Source organism: Roseomonas haemaphysalidis (assembly GCF_017355405.1).
Lineage (GTDB): Bacteria > Pseudomonadota > Alphaproteobacteria > Acetobacterales > Acetobacteraceae > Pseudoroseomonas > Pseudoroseomonas haemaphysalidis.
On the sequence record NZ_CP061177.1, the window covers coordinates 1,575,817 to 1,597,392 of the forward strand.

Below are 21,576 nucleotides of genomic sequence, written 5' to 3' on the forward strand. Positions count from 1 at the left end.
CTTCAGCACGGCGCTCACTTGGCCGGTGCCGCCGCGCGCAGCCGCTCCGCCGCCTTGGTGAAGGTGCGGTCCAGCATCTCCACCGCCGCATCGACCTCGGCGCGGCCGATGATCAGCGAGGGCGCCAGGCGCAGCACGTTCTGCCCGGCGGCGACGGTCAGCAGCCCTTCCGCCACGGCGGCGGCCTGCATCTCGCCGTTCACCACCTCCGGCGTGCATTGCAGGCCGAGCAGCAAGCCCGCCCCGCGCACGCCACTGACCACGGTGGGGTGGCGCGCCACCAGCTGGCGCAGGCCGTCCCACAGGTAGCGCGCGGTGGCATCCACCTGGTCCAGGAAGCCATCGGCCAGGATGACGTCCAGCACCGCGTTGCCGGCGGAGCAGGCCAGCGGGTTGCCGCCATAGGTGGTGCCGTGGGTGCCGGCTTTCAGGTGCTTCGCCACATGCTCCTTGGCCAGCACGGCGCCGAGCGGAAAGCCGCCGCCGATGCCCTTGGCCGCCGACATCACGTCCGGCTCGATGCCCGCCCACTGGTGCGCCCAGAGCTTGCCGGAGCGCCCCATGCCGGTCTGCACCTCGTCCAGCGCCAGCAGCAGGCCGAACTCGTCGCAGGCGGCGCGCAGCGCGCGCAGGAAGTCGAGATCCGCCGGTCGCACGCCGCCCTCGCCCTGGATGGGCTCGATCATGATGGCGGCGGTCTGCGGCCCGATGGCGTCGCGCACCGCGTTCATGTTGCCGAAGGGCACGTGCTCGAAGCCCTGCACCGGCGGGCCGAAGCCGGCGAGGTACTTCTCGTTGCCGGTGGCCGACAGGGTGGCGAGCGTCCGGCCGTGGAAGGCGCCCTCGAAGCAGATGGCGTGGAACTTCTCCGGGTGGCCGTTCTCGGCGTGGTACTTGCGCACCGCCTTGATCATGCCCTCGTTCGCCTCGGCGCCCGAGTTGCAGAAGAACACGCTGTCCGCGAAGGAGCTGTCCACCAGCCGCTGCGCCAGGCGCTCGGCCTGCGGCACGCGGTACAGGTTGGACACGTGCATCACCTTGGCCGCCTGTTCGGCGACGGTGCGGACCAGGTGGGGATGCGCGTGGCCGATGGAGGTGGTGGCGATGCCCGACCCGAAATCCAGCATTCGTCGGCCGTCCGTCGTCCACAGCCAGGCGCCCTCGCCCCGCTCAAAGGCGAGGTCGGCACGGTTGTAGGTCGGCATCAGGGCGGGGATCACGGTGGTGTCTCAGGCTCCGCAGTCCCGGAAAGGGCGCGGCGGGGATCGCCGGCGCAACGCTCCGCGGGATTGGCCATGCTGCCGGAAAAGCCGTGCCGCGGCAATGGCGCGCGCGGTGCGCCGGCAACCGCCACGCGGCGAGCCGCGTTGCCTTGGCACAGTCGCGGCAAGCGGCCGGCCAACCAAACGAGGACCAGCATGCGCACTTCCATGATCGCCCTGGCGACCACGGCCCTGATCGGGCTGGGTGGCATCGCCCAGGCCCAGAACGCCAGCGGCACCAGCAATACCATGCCGGACACCACCGGCAGCACCAACGTGCCGTCCAACCCCAGCCCGTCCAGCCCCGCCCCGAGCAACACGCCGTCGTCCTCGTCGTCGAGCACCACGCCGGGCAGCACCGACAGCAGCAACCCGCCGGGCACCGCCGCCACCCGCGCCATTGACCGCACGCTGGGCACCAACATCTCCGGCGCCTATCCGCAGAACGCGGACGGCACCGCCAACAACCCGCCTGGCACCGCCGCCGGCCGCGCTGCGGACCGCGCGACGCCCAACAGCCCCGACGGCACCGGCAACAACCCGCCCGGCACCGCCGCCACCCGTGCGCTGGACCGCGCCGCGGGCACCAACGCCTCGGGCGCCTATCCGCAGAACTCGGACGGCACCGCCAACAACCCGGCGGGCACGGCGGCCGGCCGCGCGGCGGACCGTGCCACCAGCGACGCGCCGGGCGGCAACACCCGCGCGCCGGACATGGCACCCTCGGCGCCCACCGGCTCGGCCATGGGCCGCGCGGCGGAAGGCCAGACCGGCACCACGACCGGCACGACCACGGGCACCACCACGCCGCGTTGAACGAGCCACGGCGGAATGCCGGGCCCGGGGGCAGCATGCCCCCGGGCCTTTTTGCTGGCGGCCGGAACGGGCGGGACGGGTCCTTTCGGGCGGGCCCCGGGCTACGGCGCCGTGTCCGCCCCGCACCGACGCGCCAGGGCCGCGCGGCCGATGACGCCGAGCGCGAGGTCGTCCTGCGGCGGCTGGAACAGCCCGGCGCGGGCATCGCGGAAGTGACGCTCCAGCGGCAGCGCGGCGGTCAGGCTGAAGCCACCGGCAACGCGCAGCCCGTGTTCCGTGGCGGTGCAGGCGGCATTGGTGCAAAGGTATTTGGCGGCGGCGATGCGGGCCGGCAGCTCGGCGCGCAGGTCCGGCCGCTCGGTCCACAGGCGCGCCGTCTCGTGCAGCGTGGCGCGCGCGGCCAGCAGCACCGCCTGCATCTCGCCGATGCGCTGCTGGATATGAAGTTGCCCGGCGATGGGCTGGCCCAGCGCCGTGGGCACACGGGTGTTGGCATAGTCGCAGGCCGCTTCCAGCGCTGCCTGGCCGATGCCCAGATACACCGCAGAGATGGCCAGCGACCATGGCCCAAGCCCGGGCGCGGAGGCCTTGCCCCCGGCCGAGCCCTGCCGCTGCCCGATCGGCACGCGCTCCACCATCAGCCGGTCCGGCACGAAGACCTTGTCGTAGAAGACATCGGAATTGCCCGAGCCGCGCAGGCTCATGGCGCCGTCCCAGCTGTCCACGATGCGCAGCCCCGGCGAGCCGGCGGCGACAATGGCGGTGGCCAGCTCGCCATCCGGTGCCGCGCCGCTTGGCGGCAGCACCACGGCGGTGAGGAACCAGCGCAGCGCCGGCGCGCCGGTGACAAAGATCTTGTGGCCTTCCACCAGCCAGCCGCCATCCACCGGCGTGGCGCGGGAGCGCGGGATGCCGCCGCGCGAGATGCTGCCGAGCTCCGGCTCGGTGACGCAGTTGTTGATGGCGCCGCCGTCGCGCAGCATGCCCCCGCACACCTCGGCGAAGACCTCCGCCGGCCAGGGGCGGTCCTCGCGCAGCTTGCCCATCACCACCAGGGCCATGGACACCACCAGGGCGGTTGCGGCATCCCCCTGTGCCAGGCGTTCCTGGGCCCGCACCATGGGCAGCAGGCCGCCTTCCGTGCCGCCCTGGTCGCGCGGCAGCAACAGGCGCAGGTAGCCGCTGGCGTGCAGTTCGCGATGGTTCTCGGCGGGAAAGCCCTGCTGCGCGGCGGCGCGTGCCGCGAAGCCGCGGGCCAGCCCGTCGGCCAGGGCCACGGGGTCGATGGCCGTGGCGGCGCTGTCATGGGCCAGCATGGGCGGGAGCCTCCTCATGGTGCGGCGCAATGATGGACGAGAGGCGGGAAACGCGCCACCATTCCCGGGGGCCGGCCGAGCGAAATCACGCTGCCGACCGGGCATTGACATAATCTCACTTTCGCTCTTTGTGCATTGCAACCGCGAAGGAACACCCGGTCCATGTTCATGACCCGCCGCCAGGCCCTGTTGTCTTCCGCCGGAGTGATGCTGGCCGGCCTCCTGCCGGCACTGCCCGCTGCCGCCCAGGCCCCGGCCGCCACGCCCCGCAAGGGCGGCGTGCTGACCATCCACCTGGGTTCCGAGCAGCGCATCCTGAATCCCGCGCTGCGGGCTTCCACCGGCGTCTACGTGATCACCAGCAAGATCATCGAGGGGCTGGTGGACCTTGGCACCAGCGGCCGGCCGGAGCCGGTGCTGGCGACATCGTGGGAAGCCAGTGAGGACGGCAAGACCGTCACCTTCAAGCTGCGCGACGGCGTGAAGTGGCATGACGGCAAGCCCTTCACCTCCGCCGACGTGCAGTATTCGGCGATGGAGCAGTGGAAGGTGCACCTGAACTACGGCACCACGCTGCAGCTCTACCTGGAAGCGGTGGACACGCCGGACCCGCTGACGGCGGTGTTCCGCTATTCCCGCCCCATGCCGCTGAACCTCCTGCTGCGCGCGTTGTGCGACCTGGGCTACATCGTGCCCAAGCATGTCTTCGCCGGCAGCAACGTGCTGGAAAACCCGGCCAACACGGCGCCGATCGGCACCGGGCCGTTCAAGTTCGTGGAATACCAGCGCGGGCAATACGTGATCGCCGAACGCAACCCGGACTACTGGCGCGAGGGCTTTCCCTACCTGGACCGCATCGTGTGGCGCTTCATCACCGACCGCGCGGCGGCGACGGCGGCGCTTGAAACGGGGGCGGTGCAGATCTCGGCCTATAACGGCCTGCCGCTGGCCGACCTCGACCGGCTGCGCACCGACCCGCGCTTCGAGGTCTCGACCCGCGGCGTGGAAGCCAACGTGTTCAACAACACGCTGGAATTCAACACGCGGCGCAAGGAGCTGGCGGATGTGCGCGTGCGCCGCGCCATCGTGCACGCCATCGACGTGCCGTTCTTCCTGGAGAACTTCCTGTACGGGCTGGGCAAGCCCGCCACGGGCCCGATCCCCTCGCTGTCGCCCGAGTTCTTCCCGAACAACCCCGTGCCCTACCCCTTCGACAAGGCCAAGGCCGAGGCGCTGCTGGACGAGGCCGGCTTCCGGCGCGGCGCCGGCGGCGTGCGCTTCACGCTGCGCATGGTGCCCATCCAGAACGGCGAGGACGTGCCGCTGCTGGCCACCTTCGTGCAGCAGTCGCTGCAGCAGGTGGGCATCCGGGTCGAGATCGTGCAGCTCGACATCGCGGGCGCGCTGACGGCGGTGTACCGCGACTGGAACTTCGACCTCGCCACCGGCTGGCACCAGTACCGCGGCGACCCGGCGGTCTCGACCACCGTGTGGTACCGCTCCGGCAGTCCCAAGGGCGCGCCCTGGACCAACCAGTACGGCTGGCAGTCCGACACCGTGGACCAGTTGATCGACCGCGCGGCGACGGAGCTGGACCCGGCCCGCCGCAAGGCGCTCTACGCCGAGTTCGTCAAGGCGGTGAACGAGGAGATCCCGGTGGCCATGCTGACCGAGCGGCCCTTCTACACCGCCACCAGCAACAAGGTGCAGAACCACCACACCACGCCGCGCTGGGATTCCGGCGACTGCCACGACACCTGGCTGGCCCCCTGAATGCGCATCCTGTCGCTGGCGCTGCGCCGGCTGGCCGCCAGCCTGCCGACGCTGCTGCTGATCCTGGTCGGGCTGTTCCTGCTGCTGCAGCTCGCGCCGGGGGACACGGTGGACGCGCTGATGGCCCAGATGGGCGGCGGCGACCCGGCGCAGATGGAGCAGCTCCGCTCCTTCTACGGGCTGGACGCGCCGGTGCTGGTGCAGCTCGCGCGCTATCTGTGGCGGCTGGTGCGGCTCGACCTCGGCTTCTCGGCCATCTACGGCAAGCCCGTGTCGTCGGTGATCCTGGAGCGGCTGCCGGTGACGCTGCTGCTGATGGGCATCTCGCTGTGCTTCGCCTTTGCGGCGGGCATGGCGCTGGGCGTGCTGGCGGCGCGGCGGGCCAACAAGTGGCCGGACGCGCTGATCTCCACCCTGGGGCTGATCTTCTACGCCACGCCGTCCTTCTGGTTCGGCATGATGGGCATCGTGGTCTTCGCCATCAAGCTGTCCTGGCTGCCCGCCGGCGGGTTCGAGGAGATTGGCACCGGCGCCACCGGGCTGGCGCGGGTGGCGGGCATCGCCTGGCACCTGGTGCTGCCGGTGAGCACGCTGGCGCTGATCTTCCTGGCGACCTACCTGCGCATCATGCGCGCCTCCATGCTGGAGGTCTTGAGCCTCGACTTCGTGCGCACGGCGCGCGCCAAGGGGCTGAGCCAGACCGGCGTGCTGCTGCGCCATGTGCTGCGCAACGCGCTGCTGCCAGGGCTGACGCTGATCGGCCTGCAGGCCGGCACCATGCTGGGCGGCTCCGTGGTGGTGGAAAGCGTGTTCAACCTGCCTGGCCTGGGGCGGCTCGCCTATGAATCCGTGGTGCAACGGGACCTCAACACGCTGCTCGGCATCGTCTTCGTGTCCGCGCTGCTGGTGATCTCCGTGAACTTCGTGGTCGACCTGCTCTACGCCAAGCTCGACCCGCGCATCGTGGCGGACCGCTGATGAGCCTGCTTCGCCGCTACCTGCGCAGCCCCGCCGCCGTGGGCGGGCTGGTGCTGCTGCTGCTGGTCGTCGGGATGGCGTTCAGCGCCGGCTGGGTGTTCCCGCGCGACCCGCTGTCGCTGGCCGGGCGGCCGCTGCAATGGCCCGGCGCCAGCCCGCGCTTCTGGCTGGGCACGGACAACACGGGGCGCGACATCGCGGCGCAGGTCTTCCACGGCGCGCGCGTGTCGCTGCTGATCGGTATCGTGGCCACCGCCATCTCCATCGGCATCGGCATCGTGGTGGGTGCGCTGGCGGGCTTCTATGGCGGCTGGGTGGACACGGTGTTGATGCGGGTGGCGGAGGCCTTCCAGACGCTGCCCAACTTCATCCTGCTGCTGGTGCTGGTGGCGGTGTTCGGCTCCGACATCCAGACCGTGACGGTGGCCATCGGCATCGTGTCCTGGCCGCCCTCGGCGCGGCTGACGCGGGCGGAGTTCCTGTCGCTGCGCTCGCGCGAGTTCGTGCAGGCCTGCCGCGTGCTGGGCATGCGGGACGCGCGCATCATCTTCCGCGAGATCCTGCCCAACGCCCTGCCGCCGGTCATCGTCTATGCCAGCGTCATCATGGCCACCGCCATCCTGCTGGAAAGCGCGCTGGCCTTTCTCAACCTGTCCGACCCCAACGTCGCGAGCTGGGGCAATCTGATCGGCGCCGGCAAGAACGTCCTGCGCGTGCAGTGGTACGTGTCCGCCATTCCCGGGGTCGCCATCCTGCTCACGGTGCTGGCGGTGTCGCTGGTCGGGCAGGGGCTGAACGACGCCCTGAACCCGAGGCTGAGGTCCCGATGAGCCTGCTGTCGATCGAGGGTCTGACGGTCGCGCTGCCCAAGGGCGGCGACCGCCCCGACGCGCTGCGCGACGTGACGCTGGAGCTCGGCCCCAACGAGATCCTCTGCGTGGTTGGCGAAAGCGGCTCCGGCAAGTCCATGACGGCGGGCGCCGTGATGGGCCTGCTGCCGGAAGGCGTGCGCGCCACCGCCGGGCGCGTGATGTTCGAGGGGCGCGACCTCCTGGCGCTGTCCGAGCCGGAGCTGCGCCGCCTGCGCGGCCGGCGCATCGGCATGGTGTTCCAGGAGCCGATGACGGCGCTCAACCCGCTGCGTTCCATCGGCAGCCAGATCGGCGAGATGTTCCGCGTCCATACCAGGCTTTCCGCCGCCGAGCGCGATGCCCGCGTGCTGGCGCTGCTGGACCAGGTGCGCATCCCCGACCCCGCCGCCGCGGCGCGCGCCTTTCCGCACGAGCTGTCCGGCGGCCAGCGGCAGCGGGCGATGATCGCCATGGCGCTGGCGCTGGACCCCGTGCTGCTGATCTGCGACGAGCCGACCACGGCGCTGGACGTCACCACCCAGGCGCAGATCCTGCAGCTGATCCGAGACTTGCAGCGCCGCACCGGCACCGCCGTGCTGTTCATCACCCACGATTTCGGCGTGGTGGCCGACATCGCCGACCGCGTGGCGGTGATGCGCCAGGGCGAGGTGGTGGAGCAGGGGCCGGCGGCGCAGGTGCTCAACCGCCCGGCGCATCCCTATACCCGCGCGCTGGTCGCCGCCGTGCCGCCGCTGGCGCCGCCGGCGACGCGGCCGCTGTCTGCCGAAGCGGTGTTGCGTGTGGAGAACCTGTCCAAGACCTATCGCAAAGCCGGGTTCCTGGGCCGCAATGCGCGGGTAACGCATGCGGTGCGCGATGTCTCGCTCAACCTGCCGCGCGGCGGCACGCTGGGCATCGTGGGCGAAAGCGGTTCCGGCAAGTCCACGCTCGCCCGCTGCCTGGTGCGGCTGCTGGATCCCGATGCGGGGCGCGTGTCCATTGACGGGCAGGACCGGCTGGCCCTGTCGAAACCCGATCTGCGGCGCGACGCGCGGCGCATCCAGATGGTGTTCCAGGACCCCTATGCCAGTCTCAACCCCCGCCGCCGCGTGGGCGAGCTGGTGGCGCAGGGGCCGATGGTCCATGGCACCCCGCGTGCCGAGGCCATGGCTCAGGCGCGCGAGTTGTTCGGGCTGGTGGGGCTGGACGCGGCCTCGCTGGACCGCTTTCCGCATGAATTCTCCGGCGGCCAGCGGCAACGCATCGGCCTGGCGCGCGCCCTGGCCATGAAGCCAGAGGTGCTGGTGGCGGACGAGCCCGTCTCGGCCCTCGACGTGTCGGTGCAGGCGCAGGTGCTGCGGCTGCTGGCGGAACTGCGGGAGCGGCTCGGGCTGTCCATGGTGTTCATCACCCATGACCTGCGCGTGGCGGCGCAGCTTTGCGACCGCATCGCCGTGATGCGCAACGGCTCGGTGGTCGAGGAGGGGGCGGCGGCCGAGATCTTCGCCAACCCCCGCCACGACTACACCCGCGCGCTGTTCGCCGCCGTGCCGGGGCGGGGGTGGGTTCCGCCGGTGGCCTACGGCACCGAAACGGCCTAGCGGGCGCCGGCGGCGCGGGGCCGGGTGGGGCGCGCCCTTTCCGGCCCCGCGGTCAGCGGAACAGGTTCGCCTTGGCCAGCTGCAGCACCTCGTCGCCACGCCCGCTCATCACGGCGCGGGCGGCATACAGGCTGAAGCCTTTCACCTGTTCCATCTTCAGCTTGGGCGGCACCACCAGCTCCGTGGTTTCGGTGACCACGTCCACCAGCGCCGGGCCGTCATGCGCGAAGGCCTGCGCCACCGCGTCCCGCAACGCGTCCGACCGCGTGACGCGGATGCCGAGAAAGCCCATCTCGCGCGCGATGGCGGCGAAGTCCGGGTTCTTCAGCGACACGTTGGTGTCCAGGTAGCCGGCCGCCTTCTGCTCCAGCTGCACGAAGCCCAGCGTGCCGTTGTTGAAGACGATCAGCTTGACCGGCAGCCCCATCTGCGGCGCTGTCAGCAGGTCGCCCATCAGCATCGTCAGCCCGCCGTCGCCGGACAGGGACACCACCTGGCGGCCGGGAAAGGCGGCCTGCGCCCCCAGGGCCTGCGGCAGGGCGTTGGCCATGGAGCCGTGGTTGAAGGAGCCGATCAACCGCCGCCGCCCGTTCATGGTCAGGTAGCGCGCCGCCCACACCGCGGGCGTGCCGACATCGGCGGTGAAGATCGTGTCGGCGTTTGCCAGCTCGTCGACGACGCGGGTGACGTATTGCGGGTGCAGCGGCTTTTCGCCGTCCCGCGGCGCCGCCAGCTCATCCAGGCCGTCGCGCGCCTTGGCATAGTGCTGGCGTGCCTTGTCCAGAAAGCGGCGGTCGCGGTCGGGCTTGATCAGCGCCCGCAGCGGTCCCGCCACCTCCTTGACGTCCGCATGGATGCCGAGGCGGATGGGCGTGCGCCGGCCCAGCGCGCCGGGGTCGCGGTCCACCTGCACGATGGTCGCCTTGTCGGGCAGGAAGTTGCGGTACGGAAAGTCCGTGCCCAGCATCAGCAGCGTGTCGCATTCCATCATGGCGTGGTAGCCGGAGGAAAAGCCGATCAGCCCGGTCATGCCCACGTCGAAGGGGTTGTCCCATTCGATGAACTCCTTGCCGCGATAGGCGTGCACGATGGGCGCGGCCAGAGCGTCGGCCAGCGCCACCACCTCGGCATGCGCACCGTCCACGCCGGCGCCGCACAGCAGCGTCACGGCCTTGGCGTCATTCAGGATTTCCGCCAGCTGCTCCACCTGTCCGGCCGCCGGCAGCAGGCGCGGCCGCGCCAGCGGCGGGAAGGAGGCGTCAGCGCCGTCCGGCGCATCCTGCAACGCAACGTCGCCGGGAATAACGATCACCGCCACGCCCTGCCGCCCGATGGCGGTGCGCATGGCCCGGTGCAGCAGCTCCGGCATCTGTGCCGGCGTTTGCAGCATCTCGCAGAAATGGCTGCATTCGCGGAACAACTCGGTCGGGTGGGTTTCCTGGAAGTAGTTCAGCCCGATCTCGGCGGACGGGATATGCGCCGCGATGGCCAGCACCGGCACATGGTTGCGCTGGCAGTCGAACAGTCCGTTGATCAGGTGCAGGTTGCCCGGGCCGCAGCTGCCGGCGCAAACCGCGAGCTGCCCGGTCGCCGCCGCCTCGGCCCCCGCCGCGAAGGCGGCGACCTCCTCGTGCCGCACATGCATCCAGCCCACTTCGGGAAAACGCAGCAGGCTGTCGTTCATGGCGTTCAGGCTGTCGCCGGTGACGCCCCAGATGCGGCGCACGCCGGCCTGGGACAGGGTGGCGACGATCAGGTCCGCGACGGATTGCGCCATGGGGGGAGGTCCTTTCGAACAAGGCACGACGGCCGGGCATCGCGCCGCGCCGCCGTCCTGGGGTCTGCGGGAGCAAACGGGCGGGGCGCGGCAAATTTCCAGCCGGGGCCGGATATTTTTGGCGCGGAGGGCAGGCGCGGCTCGCCGACGCGGCTTCAGCCCGGCCAAGCTCCCCCCTTGCAATGTTATGTTATATCATTCACTACGCTTCGCCATGACCTCCACCTTGCTGCACCGACGCACGCTGGCCCTGGCCACCCTGAGCCTGCCCTGGCTGGCCCGCCCCGCCGCCGCCCAACCCGCCGCCGATACCTTTCGCGTGGTCACCTCGCAGGAGATCAACGGACTGGACCCTGCCCGGTCCGGCTATGTCTTCGCCCGCATGCAGGTGGCCGAAACGCTGTGCGGCGCCGATGACGGCGGGCTGCCCGTGCCGCAGCTCGCCCGCTCCTGGAGCCTGTCCGGCGACCGGCTGACCTGGCGCTTCCGGCTGCGCGAAGGGGCCCGCTTCCACGACGGCACGCCCGTGACGGCCAAGGCGGTGCTCTTTTGCCTCGACCGCGCGCGCCGGCAGGCGGGGGTGCTGGGCAATGCCCCGATCCGGCAGCTCGCCGCCGAACACGGCGAGGTGGTGATCCGGATGGAGCGGCCTTTCATGCCGCTGACCGCGTTTCTGGCGCACTACAGCACCGTGGTCCTGGCCCCTGCCTCCTTTGACGGCGAGGCGGTGCGTGCCGTGATCGGCAGCGGGCCCTTCAAGGTGGCGAAGCTGCTGGCGCCGCAGCGGCTGGAAACCGAACGTTCGGAATTCTGGGACGGCGCGGCGCCCGCCTTCGGCCGCGCCAGCTACCTGGCGGCCGGGCGGGGCGAAACCCGGGCCGCCATGGCGGAAGGCGGGCAGGCCGAGATGGTGGCGCAGCTGGCGCCGGAAACGGTGCAACGGCTGCGCCGCGACCCGCACCTCGATATCCGCGTGCAGCCCATCCCGCGCACGCGGCTGATCAAGCTGAACTGTGCCTCGCCGCTGTTCAACGACGTGCGGGCGCGGCGCGCCATCAGCCTGGCGCTGGACCGCGCGGGCATGGCGGCGGCGTTGCTGCGCTCGCCCGGCTCGGCCGCCACGCAGATGTTTCCGCCAAGCATGGCGGAATGGCATGTGCCCGGGCTGCCGCCGCTGCGGCGCGACGTGGCGGAAGCCCGCCGCCTGCTGGGGGCGCTCGGCTGGCAATCCGGGGATGACGGCATGCTGGCGCGGAACGGCCGGCCGTTCCGCTTCACGCTGCGCACCTTTTCCGACCGGCCGGAGCTGCCGGGGCTGGCCACCGCCATGCAGGCGCAGCTGCGCGACGCTGGCATCGACATGCAGGTGGCCGTGGTCAACAGCGGCGAGATCCCGGCCGGCCACCGCGACGGCACGCTGGACGCCGCGCTGATGGCCCGCAACTTCTCGCTGGTGCCGGACCCCTTGGGCACCATGCTGCAGGACTTCGGCCCGCAGGGCGGCGACTGGGGGGCGATGAACTGGTCCAGCCCGCCGCTGGTTTCAGCGCTGCAGGCCCTGGGCGGCACCGCCGACCCGGCGGAGCGCGCGGCCTTGCGCGGCCGGGCCTCCGCTATCCTGCAGGAGGAGGTGCCGGTGATCCCGGTGGCGTGGTTCGATCTGGCCACCGCCGTTTCCCGGCGCGTGGCGGGGCTCACCGTCGATCCGCTGGAGATTTCCTTTCGCGTCGCGGGTGCCCGATGGGCAGTCTGATCCGCGTGCTGGGCGGCCGCGTAGCCCAGGCACTGCTGGTGGCGCTGCTGGTCAGCACCGCCTGCTTTCTGATGGTGCGGCTGCTGCCGGGCGACATGGCCTTTCGCGTCGCCGCCAGCCGCTACGGCTACGACCTGGTCGACGGCGCGGCGGCCGAGGCGGTGCGGCAGGAGCTTGGCCTGGACCGGCCCTGGCTCGTGCAGCTGGCCGGCTGGTTCGCTTCCCTCGCGCGGCTGGACCTCGGCGTGTCACTGGCGTCCGGCGAGCCGGTGCTGGCGCTGCTGGGCATGCAGCTCGGCCACACGCTGCTGCTGTCCGTGGTGGCATTGTTGTTCTCGCTCCTTCTGGGGCCGCCGCTCGGGGTGCTGGCGGGGCTGCGCGCTGGGGGCTGGTGGGATGGCATCGCCCTGGCCCTGGCGGCGGCGCTGCGGGCAGTGCCGGCATTCGTGGTCGGCATCGCGCTGATGCTGTGGCTGGCGGTGGAATGGGACTGGTTGCCGGTGGCGGGCATCGGCGGCTGGCGGGAGGTGGTGCTGCCGGCCTTGACGCTGGCGCTGGGCCTCGCCGCCGCCTCCTCCCGCGTGACGCGGGATGCGGTGGCGGCGGTGGTGGCCTCGCCCTTCTTCGGCTTCGCGCGGATGAAGGGGCTGGGCGATGGCGCCGCCTTTCGCCGGCACGGGCTGCGCAACGCGTCCATTCCCGTGGTGGCCTATCTCGGCCTGCAGCTGGTGACCCTGATCGAGGGGGTGGTGGTGGTGGAATCGCTGTTCGCCTGGCCCGGCATCGGCCACGCGCTGGTGCATGCCGTGCTGGGGCGCGACATTCCGATGGTGCAGGGCACGGCATTGCTGATGGGCCTGCTCTTCGTGGCCCTGAACGCCGTCACCGACCTTGCCTGCTGGGGCCTGGACCCGCGGCGCCGGGCGGTGCGGGCATGAGGGGCAAGCATCTGCTGGGCGGCGGCATGCTCGCGGTCGTCCTCGCCATTGCGCTGCTGGGTCCTTTGCATGGCGCGGATCCGCTGCGGCAAAACCTGTCAGACGCGCTGTTGCCGCCCGGTGGCGCTTATCCGCTGGGCACCGACCACCTGGGGCGCGACCTGTTGGCGCGGCTCGCCGCAGGCGCGCGCCCTTCCTTCGGCTTCGCGCTGCTGGCGGCGCTGGCGGCGGCAGTGCCGGGCACCCTGCTTGGCCTGGTGGCGGCGTTGCGCGGCGGCTGGGCTGCACGGCTGCTCGGTGGGCTGGCGGATGCGGTGCAGGCCCTGCCGGCATTGCTGCTGGTGGTCTTGTTCACGGCCTTCGCGCCGGGTGAATTCCTGCCGCTCTACCTTGGTCTCGCATTGTCGCTGTGGGTGGAGTTCTTTCGCATCACCCGCAACACGGCGGCCAGTGTCATGGCGCGGCCGCAGGTGGAGGCGGCGCGGCTGCTGGGCTTCGGCGCGTGGCACATCATGCACCGCCACCTGTGGCCAGAAGTCGCGCCGCTGGTGGCAACGCTGTTTGCCTTTGCCGCAGGCACCGCAGTGACCACCATCGCGGCGCTGGCCTTCATCGGCGTCGGATCGCGGCCGCCCGTGCCTGAATGGGGCAGCATGATGACGGAGTTGCTGCCCCATTACGCCGATGCCCCGCTGGCCCTCGCGCTGCCGGCCATCTTGATCTTTCTGACCGTGCTCGGCCTGCAATTGCTGGCGGGGCGGGAGCGCACATGAGTCTGGTCGTCGAGAACCTCCGTATTCATGGGCCGGAAGGCACGCTGCTGCCGGGCGCCAGCTTCGCGCTGCGGGCCGGCGAGCCGCTGGTGCTGCTGGGCGAGACCGGCTCCGGCAAGTCGCTGCTGGCGCAGGCCGTGATGGGCGTGCTGCCTTCCGGATTGCGGGCCGAGGGACGCATCGTGCTGGATGGGCGCGACCTGTTGCCGCTGTCGCCGCGGGATCGTCGCGCATTGTGGGGCCGCCGCGTTGCCATGCTGCCGCAGGAACCCTGGGCGGCGCTGGACCCGACCATGCGCGCCGGGCCGCAGGTGGCGGAGGTGGACCGGCTGGTGCACCGCCGCCCCGCCGCCGAGGCGCGCGAACGCGCCGCCGCGCGGCTGGCGCATCTGGGGCTGGGCGGGGCCGGGGGGCGCTATCCCTTTCAGCTTTCGGGCGGCATGAACCAGCGCGTGGCCCTGGCCGCCACCCAGGCCGCCGGCGCGCAACTGCTGATCGCCGACGAGCCGACCAAGGGCCTGGATGCCGGGCTGCGCGACACCGCCGGCGCCCTGCTGCGTGCCGAGGCCGAGGCGGGGCGCATGCTGCTGGTCATCACCCACGACGTGGCCCTGGCCCGGCTGCTGGGCGGCCAGGCGATGGTGATGCTGCAAGGCGCGGTGGTGGAAAGCGGCCCGCTGCCCGCGCTGCTGGACAGCCCCCGCCATGACTACACGCGGCGGCTGGTGGCCGCCGAGCCGGACCGCTGGGCACCCTGGCCACAGCGCGCGCCGGGCCGGCCGGTGGTGGAGGCGAGGGGGCTGCGGCGGCGCTTCGGCGGCCGCGAGCTGTTCGGCGGCCTCGATCTGTCGGTGGCGGAAGGCGAGGTGGTGGCGGTGTCCGGCCCCAGCGGCTGCGGCAAGACCACGCTGGGCAACCTGCTGCTGGGGCTGGACCGGCCGGATGCCGGCACGGTGCGGCGCGGTTCGTTTGTCGGGCCGCTGGGGCTGCAGAAGCTGTACCAGGACCCGCTGGCCGGCTTCGCGCCCACGCAAACGCTGGGCGCGGGCCTGGAGGAACTGCGGCGCCGCCACGCGCTGCCGGCGCAGGCGGCCTCGGCCCTGTTGCCGCGCCTCAGGCTGCGCCCCGCGCTGCTGGGGCGCCGCCCCGCCGCAGTGTCGGGCGGCGAGCTGCAACGCTTCGGCCTTTTGCGCGCGCTGCTGCTGCGCCCCGCCCTGTTGTTCGCCGATGAGGCGACCTCGCGCCTCGATCCGCTGACCCAGGCGGAGGTGATGGCGCTGCTGCGCGACACGGTGCAGCAGCACGGCACCGCCCTGCTGGTGGTGACGCACGAGGCCGCCCTGGCCGAGCGCGTGGCCGCGCGCGTGCTGCGGCTGGAGCGCCCGGCCGGCAGCGGGATGGCGGCGGCCTAGCCGCGCCGCCGCCGCCGCCCCGTCAGCCCTGCTGCACGCGGAAGCGCACCGACTGCTGCTCGTAGGCGCCGTAGCCCAGCAGCTGGGCCAGCTCCGGCGGGGGCAGGGCGGTGTCGGCGGCGGAAGCGCCGGCCTTGATGGCGGCCAGCCCCGCGCGCAGCCCCGCCACGGCGGGTGACAGCATGCCGGTCGGAAAGGTGCCGATCTTGAGCCCCAGCTCCGCCGCGCGCTTCTGGTCCGGCGTGGCGCGCGGCGCGCCGGGGGACAGCACCGCGAAGCACGGCCGCCCGGCGGCGGCGGCCACGGAGCGGCGGATCTCCTCCTCATCGGCGGGGCTGTCGAAGAACAGGATCTCCGCCCCTTCCTCCACGAACATCTCGATGCGCGCCAGGGCCTCGTCGAAGCCGGCGGTGGGGCGGCAGTCGGTGCGTGCCATCACCATGATGCCCGAGTCCCTGGCGGCCTCCACCGCGGCGCGGACCTTCATGCGCGCCTCGTCGCGCGGCAGGCAGGGCTTGCCGCCGGCGGTCAGGGCACGGGGGGTGATCTTGTCCTCGATCAGCACTGCGGCGGCGCCGGCGCGGCCATAGGCGCGCACGGTGCGCTGCACGTTCATGGCGTTGCCGTAGCCGTGGTCGGCATCCGCCAGCACCAGCAGCTCCGGCGCCGCGCCGTGCACCATGTTGAAGGTTTCAAACATCTCGCCGAACGACAGCAGGTCGAGGTCGGGGCCGCCCAGGCGGGACGCCGCGACGCAGGAGCCGGACATGAAGGCGCAGCGGAAGCCGGCTTCCAGGGTCAGCTTTGCGGTCAGCCCGTCCCACACGGCGGGCATCGGCACGAAGCCGGGCTCGGCCAGGTAGGCACGGAACTTATCGGGGGGTGACAGGCTCATGGACGTGACCTTTCTCGATGGCCGTTTTCGGCAATGGGCATCGCGCGGCAAGCCCGGGATCGGCGGGGCATCCGGCGCGGCCCCGCCATGATGCGGTCATTCGGCCCGGGGGTCGATCCCGGGCGGCCGCGCCGGCTCCTGGTCCAGCGGCACCAGCCGGTAGCCGATGCCCGGCTCGGTGCGGATCAGCCGCGCGGCGTCGCCCAGCTTCTGGCGCAGGTGGCCCACGTAGACACGCAGGTACTGCGCGTCCTCGGCGTGGCCCGGGCCCCAGACCGCCAGCAGCAACTGGCGCTGCGTGACCAGCCGCCCCGCGCCGGCGCGGGCCAGCGCGGCCAGCAGGTCCCATTCGCGTGGCGTCAGCCGCAGCGGCTCGCCGTCCAGCGTGGCGCCGCGGCCCACCAGATCCAGCGACAGGGGGCCGAGGCGGAACACCGGCTCCGGCGCCGCGACGCCCGCCTGCGCGCGGCGCAGCGCGGCGCGCAGGCGGGCCAGCAGCTCGGCCAGGGCGAAGGGCTTTTCCACGTAGTCGTCGGCGCCCGCGTCCAGCGCCTCCACCTTGCCTTCCTGCAGGTTGCGGGCGGACAGGATGATGATCGGCGCGGCGGTGAAGGCACGCAGGCGCGGGATCACCTGCAGCCCGTCCATGTCCGGCAGGCCGAGGTCCAGCAGCACGGCGGCGGGCGCCCGCGTGGCCGCCAGATGCAGCCCTTCCGCCGCCGTCACGGCCGCGATGGGACGATAGCCCGAGGCCTCCAGCGCGGGGCCGAGGAAGCGCTGGATCTGCGCCTCGTCGTCCACCACCAGGATGCGGGGCGCCAGCAGTTCAGGGGCGGAAGCACTCATGCGGGGCAGCTTATGCCCATGCGGGTGCCGCACGAAATGGCCAGCCCCGGCCCGTTCTCCTCCATCGGCAAGGCGACGCTGGCAGCTTGGCGCCGCGCGGTGGCGGACACCGCTCTGTCCGGGAAATCCCAATGACTGACCGGAGGTCGGCCGGCACCCGGTCCGGCCGCGGCGCGGGCGCGTGTCCGCAAGCCGGGCGGCCGGCGGCCCGTGCCGAGGGCCCCGGGGTGGGGCTGCTCGGTACCGCCGGGGTGGACGTGCCGCGGCTGAACTTGGCGCCGGACGCCCTGCGCCGGAGCTCAGCGCCAGCCCAGCGCCGGCGCCACGTGCTTCAGGATGCCCTCGATCACATGGGCGCAGTAATCGACGCCGAGCTGGTTGGGAATGGTGAGCAGCAGCGTGTCGGCGGCGGCGATCGCCTCGTCGCCCCGCAGCTGCTCCACCAGCTTGTCCGGCTCGGCCGTGTAGCCTCGCCCGAAAATGGCGCGGGTCTTTTCGTCCAGCTGGCCCACCTGGTCCTGTTCCTTGCCGCCGCGGCCGAAATACGCGCGGTCGCGGTCGTCCAGCAGCGGGAAGATGCTGCGGCTGACCGAAACGCGTGGCATGCGGGCGTGGCCGGCCAGCTTCCACGCATCATGGAAGGCGCGGATCTGCGCCGCCTGCTGCACGTGGAAGGGCTCGCCCGTTTCGTCGTCCTTCAGGGTGGAGCTTTGCAGGTTCATGCCCTGCTGCGCCGCCCAGACGGCGGTGGCGTTGGAGCCGGAACCCCACCAGATGCGCTCCCGCAGCCCCTCCGAATGCGGTTCCAGCCGCAAAAGGCCGGGCGGGTTGGGAAACATCGGGCGCGGATTGGGCCGCGCGAAGCCCTGGCCGCGCAGCAGCTCCAGGAACACCTCCGCATGGCGGCGGCCCATGTCGGCGTCGCTTTCGCCCTCGGCCGGCGCGAAGCCGAAGTGCCGCCAGCCGTCCACCACCTGTTCCGGCGAGCCGCGGCTGAGGCCGAGCTGCAGGCGGCCACCGGCGATCAGGTCGGCGGCGCCGGCATTCTCCGCCATGGCGAGCGGGTTCTCGTAGCGCATGTCGATGACGCCGGTGCCGAGCTCGATCCGGCTGGTCTTCGCGCCCATGGCGGCGAGCAGCGGAAAGGGCGAGGCGAGCTGGCGGGCGAAGTGGTGCACGCGCACATAGGCGCCGTCCGCGCCCAGCTCCTCCGCCGCCACGGCGAGGTCGATGGACTGCAAGAGGGTATCGGCGGCGGTGCGGGTGGCGGAATGCGGCGAGGGCGTCCAATGGCCGAAGGACAGAAAGCCGATCTTCTTCATGGCGAGGCGTGGTCCGTATTCGAGATGGCGGCCCGGAGGGCTGGTTGGCCGTCATATAGGGCCGCCGCCCTGCCACCCTCCATCACCGGCATCAATGATGGCCATCCCGTCAGCTGCGGCTCGCCTCGCTCATGGCATGATGCGCGGCCTCCAATGCGGCCAGCGACCGGGCGCCCTGCGCGGCGGCGGCCTTGTCGGCGCTGTCGCCGTCGTCCATCTGCTGGCGCGCGGCCTCGATGCCCTCGGCCAGGCTGTCGCGGCATTCGGCCACGTGCTCGTTGACCTCGCCCTGGTCCAGCTCCGCATCGTCGCGCCAGGCGGCGACGATGGCCTGCACCTCGCGCCCCACCCGGTCGGGCGAGCCGCCGCGGGCCACGATGTCGGCGATGCGCGTCAGGGCCTGTTTCGGCAGGTTGACCCTGGCGGGCTTCCGGGCGGCGGCGGGCTTCTTGCTCATGGTCGGTCCTGTCGGTGTGGCACGGCGCGGCGGGCACTGCCGCACGCCAGGGGCGTGTCCGCGCGGCCCCCTGCTATATAGGGCGCCGCCGCCCGCCCCGCAGGGGGCCGTCTAGCCCGGGTCCTGCCGCTGGCCCCTCATCACCACCCGCATGGCGGCATCCGGCAACGGCCGCTGCAGCTCCCGTGCGATCTCCCACGGCGCTTCCAGCCAGGTGTCCATTTCCCCGGGCGTCGTCAGCAGCACCGGCATCGCCTTGGGGTGGACCGCACCCACCGTTTCGTTCGGCTCGCAGGTCAGAAAGCCATAAAGCTCGTGCTCGCCGTCGATGGGGTTCGACTTCGGGCCACGGGTGCCGGTCCAGTTGGTCCAGATGCCCGCGAAGGCGAACAACGGCCGCGCCTCGTCCAGCGCGAACCACACCGGCGTCTTTCTGGGCTTGGTGTCTTCCCATTCGGAAAAGGAGGTCACCGGCACCAGGCAGCGATGCGCGGGGCCCAGCCAGCGGCGCCAGTGCGGGCTGCGGGTGTTGCGGATGTTGGTGACGGGATGGCCGCCATATTGCTCCGGCCCCGGCATGCCCCAGCGCAGCATGGCCAGCTCCCGCCCGCCATCCTCCGCCTGGCGGACCACGGGGGCCATGGCATCCGGATAGATCGCCGGCAGGGCGGGGAGGTTGCCGGTGCGGTCCCGCGTGGCGCGGAAATGGTCCAGCATGGTCCGCTGGTTGCTGATCATGGCGTAGAGGTTGCACATCGTCTGGTTCCCGGAGGCGTGGCATCGCGTTGCCGCAGGCTGCGGCCGCCGCGCCAAGGCGCGGCGGGCCGGCGGGATATGACGAGCGAGGCCCCGGGAAAGTTCCCTGCCGCCTCCGCCAAGGGCCAGGAGTGGGACAATTTGGAAGGGTGACAATTCCTGGCCCGGTTGATACGCATCCCACGCCATGCCGCGATCAGCCCGCCCGATCCTGCGCCTGCTGGCCCTGCTGCTGCTGGTGCAGTGGGGTGGCTGGCCGTCGCCGCATGCGAGCCATCCGGCGGCAGCCGGCGAGCTGACCGTCATCTGCTCGCCCGATGGCCTGCGGGAGGTGCGGCTGGGGCCGGACGGCAAGCCGGCGGAGCCATCGCCCGCGCCGATGGGCTGCTGCTTGACGTGCCAGGGCCCGCTGGCCGGTGCCGACCTGCTGCCGCCGCCCCGCCTGCCGCAGCCCCATGTCGTCGCGGCGCCGGACGTGGCCATGGTGGAAGCCGTGCGGCAGCTGAGCTTCAGCCCGCCGCCCACCACCCGCCGCTCCCGCGCCCCACCCGTTTCCTGAAGCATCCGACCCACCCGGCCGTTCGGCCGAACCGTCGTTTTCTTCTGGAGACCCAGTCATGACCGCCATGTTCAACGGACGCGCGCCCGCGCGGCCTCGTGCCCTGCCGCCCGCATCTTCCACCGCCGCCGAATTCAAGGCCTTCGTGGCCCGTCTGCACTTCTATGTCGGGCTGTTTGTCGGGCCGTTCCTGCTGGTGGCCGCGGTCACCGGCGTGCTCTACGTCGTCACGCCGCAGCTGGAGGACGCGCTGTACCGCCCGCAGCTGCGCACCGGCGGCACCGGCCCCGCGCGCAGCCTGGCCGCGCAGGCCGAGGCGGCGCAGCGGCAGGCCGGGCCCGATGCCCGGCTGTTCGCCATCCGTCCGGCCACCGGGCCGGGGCTGAGCACGCGGGTGATGTTTTCCGACCCCCGGCTCGGCGAATCCGAAAGCCGCGCGGTGTTCGTGGACCCGGAAACGCTGGCGACCCGGGGCGAGCTGACGGTCTATGGCACCAGCGGCATCCTGCCGTTCCGCACCACGCTGGACTACCTGCACCGCAACCTGCTGCTGGGCGACTTCGGCCGATACTACAGCGAGCTGGCCGCATCCTGGCTCTGGATCGCCACCCTGGGCGGCGTGCTGCTGTGGCTGTGGCGCCGGACCGGGGGGCTGTCGCGCCGGCACCCGGGCAATGCGAGGCTACGCACGCGCCGGCTGCACGGGCTGATCGGCGTCGCCGCCTCGCTCGGCCTGTTGTTTCTGTCGGCCACCGGGCTGACCTGGTCGCAATGGGCCGGCGGGCGGATCGACAGCCTGCGCGGAACGCTGGGCTGGGTGACGCCCGGCGTGTCGCTGGCTCTCAGTCCAGGCGTCGCGGCGCCGATGGGCGAGCATGCGGAGCACCAGCACCACGGCGGCATGCCCGCGCAGGCGCCGCCGGATGCGGCCACCCGCCTGGACGCGGTGCTGGCGGCATCGCGCGCGGCGGGGATCGATTCCCCCATGGTCGAGATCCGGCTGCCCCGGCCGGGGCAGGCGTGGCTGGTGCGTGAATACGACCGCTCCTGGCCCACCCAGGTGGATACCGTCGCCATCGACCCCGTGTCCCTGCGGGTGACGAGCCGTGCCGACTTCGCGAGCTTTCCGCTGGTCGCCAAACTGGTCCGCTGGGGCATCGACATGCACATGGGCATCCTGTTCGGCGTGCCGAACCAGATCCTGATGGCGGCGGTGGGGCTCGGCCTGGTCGGGGCCACGCTGTATGGCTACCGCATCTGGTGGCAGAACCGGCCGGCGCCCGGCGCCCTGCCGCGCACGCTGACGCAAAGCTGGCTGCGCCTGTCGCCGGCCGCCCGCGCATCGGTCGCGCTGGCGGCGGCTGCCATCGGGTGGGCGCTGCCGATGGCCGGGCTCAGCCTGGCCGCGTTTCTGGCGGTCGACATGCTGCGCTGGCACCTGGCCCGGCGATCACAGGCGGGCACGGTGCCGGCGGAATAGGCGCGCCAGGC

The 21,576-nt window shown here is 72.1% G+C and carries 19 protein-coding genes; 11 read left to right on the forward strand and 8 right to left on the reverse strand.

The features are described from left to right. Positions 1-14 precede the first annotated feature (14 nt). On the reverse strand, positions 15-1,220 hold the full coding sequence (locus IAI59_RS07255) for an aspartate aminotransferase family protein (protein WP_207416898.1): 1,206 nt from the start codon (positions 1,218-1,220) through the stop codon (positions 15-17). Between the two features lie 198 nt (positions 1,221-1,418). Between IAI59_RS07255 and IAI59_RS07260 the strand changes: the two genes are divergently transcribed. After that, on the forward strand, positions 1,419-2,078 hold the full coding sequence (locus IAI59_RS07260) for a hypothetical protein (RefSeq protein WP_207417109.1): 660 nt from the start codon (positions 1,419-1,421) through the stop codon (positions 2,076-2,078). Positions 2,079-2,179: 101 nt separating this feature from the next. Here IAI59_RS07260 and IAI59_RS07265 read toward each other — a convergent pair whose 3' ends face one another. Next, a complete protein-coding gene (locus IAI59_RS07265; protein ID WP_207416897.1) occupies positions 2,180-3,394 on the reverse strand; it encodes an acyl-CoA dehydrogenase family protein in 1,215 nt (404 codons plus the stop codon). A gap of 162 nt (positions 3,395-3,556) precedes the next feature. Here IAI59_RS07265 and IAI59_RS07270 point away from each other — a divergent pair, with 162 nt between their 5' ends. The 4 genes from IAI59_RS07270 to IAI59_RS07285 are packed head-to-tail and all read left to right on the forward strand — an operon-like array spanning position 3,557 to position 8,597. Further along, positions 3,557-5,167, forward strand: coding sequence for an ABC transporter substrate-binding protein (locus IAI59_RS07270; RefSeq protein ID WP_207416895.1), 1,611 nt, complete (start codon positions 3,557-3,559; stop codon positions 5,165-5,167). After that, the gene (locus IAI59_RS07275; protein WP_207416893.1) at positions 5,168-6,145 is read left to right on the forward strand and encodes an ABC transporter permease; all 978 of its coding nucleotides are present in this window, start codon (positions 5,168-5,170) and stop codon (positions 6,143-6,145) included. It abuts the gene before it with no gap. After that, the gene (locus tag IAI59_RS07280; RefSeq protein ID WP_207416891.1) at positions 6,145-6,975 is read left to right on the forward strand and encodes an ABC transporter permease; all 831 of its coding nucleotides are present in this window, start codon (positions 6,145-6,147) and stop codon (positions 6,973-6,975) included. The genes IAI59_RS07275 and IAI59_RS07280 overlap by 1 nt, the downstream gene beginning before the upstream one ends. Further along, entirely contained in the window at positions 6,972-8,597 is a 1,626-nt protein-coding gene (locus IAI59_RS07285) for an ABC transporter ATP-binding protein (protein ID WP_207416889.1), read from the forward strand. Before IAI59_RS07280 ends, IAI59_RS07285 begins: the two co-directional genes overlap by 4 nt. Positions 8,598-8,649: 52 nt before the next feature. Here IAI59_RS07285 and poxB read toward each other — a convergent pair whose 3' ends face one another. Beyond that, a complete protein-coding gene (poxB, locus tag IAI59_RS07290; RefSeq protein ID WP_207416887.1) occupies positions 8,650-10,374 on the reverse strand; it encodes a ubiquinone-dependent pyruvate dehydrogenase in 1,725 nt (574 codons plus the stop codon). A 214-nt stretch (positions 10,375-10,588) separates the two neighbouring features. Between poxB and IAI59_RS07295 the strand changes: the two genes are divergently transcribed. The 4 genes from IAI59_RS07295 to IAI59_RS07310 are packed head-to-tail and all read left to right on the forward strand — an operon-like array spanning position 10,589 to position 15,250. Beyond that, entirely contained in the window at positions 10,589-12,127 is a 1,539-nt protein-coding gene (locus IAI59_RS07295; RefSeq protein ID WP_207416884.1) for an ABC transporter substrate-binding protein, read from the forward strand. Further along, entirely contained in the window at positions 12,115-13,065 is a 951-nt protein-coding gene (locus IAI59_RS07300) for an ABC transporter permease (protein ID WP_207416882.1), read from the forward strand. The genes IAI59_RS07295 and IAI59_RS07300 overlap by 13 nt, the downstream gene beginning before the upstream one ends. Next, positions 13,062-13,838, forward strand: a complete 777-nt coding sequence (locus tag IAI59_RS07305) for an ABC transporter permease (protein WP_207416881.1) — start codon at positions 13,062-13,064, stop codon at positions 13,836-13,838. Before IAI59_RS07300 ends, IAI59_RS07305 begins: the two co-directional genes overlap by 4 nt. Beyond that, positions 13,835-15,250 (forward strand): ATP-binding cassette domain-containing protein, encoded by a 1,416-nt coding sequence (locus IAI59_RS07310; RefSeq protein WP_207416880.1) that lies wholly within the window; start codon positions 13,835-13,837, stop codon positions 15,248-15,250. Before IAI59_RS07305 ends, IAI59_RS07310 begins: the two co-directional genes overlap by 4 nt. 22 nt (positions 15,251-15,272) lie before the next feature. On the opposite strand, the gene IAI59_RS07315 is transcribed toward IAI59_RS07310, so the two are convergent. From IAI59_RS07315 to IAI59_RS07335, 5 genes are all read right to left on the reverse strand, one after another. Continuing rightward, on the reverse strand, positions 15,273-16,145 hold the full coding sequence (locus IAI59_RS07315; protein WP_237180636.1) for an isocitrate lyase/PEP mutase family protein: 873 nt from the start codon (positions 16,143-16,145) through the stop codon (positions 15,273-15,275). Positions 16,146-16,241: 96 nt separating this feature from the next. Continuing rightward, the gene (locus IAI59_RS07320; RefSeq protein ID WP_207416879.1) at positions 16,242-16,991 is read right to left on the reverse strand and encodes a response regulator; all 750 of its coding nucleotides are present in this window, start codon (positions 16,989-16,991) and stop codon (positions 16,242-16,244) included. Between the two features lie 299 nt (positions 16,992-17,290). Continuing rightward, a complete protein-coding gene (locus IAI59_RS07325) occupies positions 17,291-18,313 on the reverse strand; it encodes an LLM class flavin-dependent oxidoreductase (protein WP_207416878.1) in 1,023 nt (340 codons plus the stop codon). Positions 18,314-18,422: 109 nt separating this feature from the next. After that, entirely contained in the window at positions 18,423-18,770 is a 348-nt protein-coding gene (locus tag IAI59_RS07330; protein ID WP_207416877.1) for a hypothetical protein, read from the reverse strand. Between the two features lie 111 nt (positions 18,771-18,881). Continuing rightward, a complete protein-coding gene (locus IAI59_RS07335) occupies positions 18,882-19,526 on the reverse strand; it encodes an SOS response-associated peptidase (RefSeq protein WP_207416876.1) in 645 nt (214 codons plus the stop codon). 187 nt (positions 19,527-19,713) lie between these two features. Here IAI59_RS07335 and IAI59_RS07340 point away from each other — a divergent pair, with 187 nt between their 5' ends. Then, entirely contained in the window at positions 19,714-20,085 is a 372-nt protein-coding gene (locus IAI59_RS07340; protein WP_207416874.1) for a hypothetical protein, read from the forward strand. Positions 20,086-20,143: 58 nt separating this feature from the next. After that, positions 20,144-21,565, forward strand: coding sequence for a PepSY-associated TM helix domain-containing protein (locus IAI59_RS07345; protein ID WP_237180635.1), 1,422 nt, complete (start codon positions 20,144-20,146; stop codon positions 21,563-21,565). Positions 21,566-21,576 lie beyond the last annotated feature (11 nt).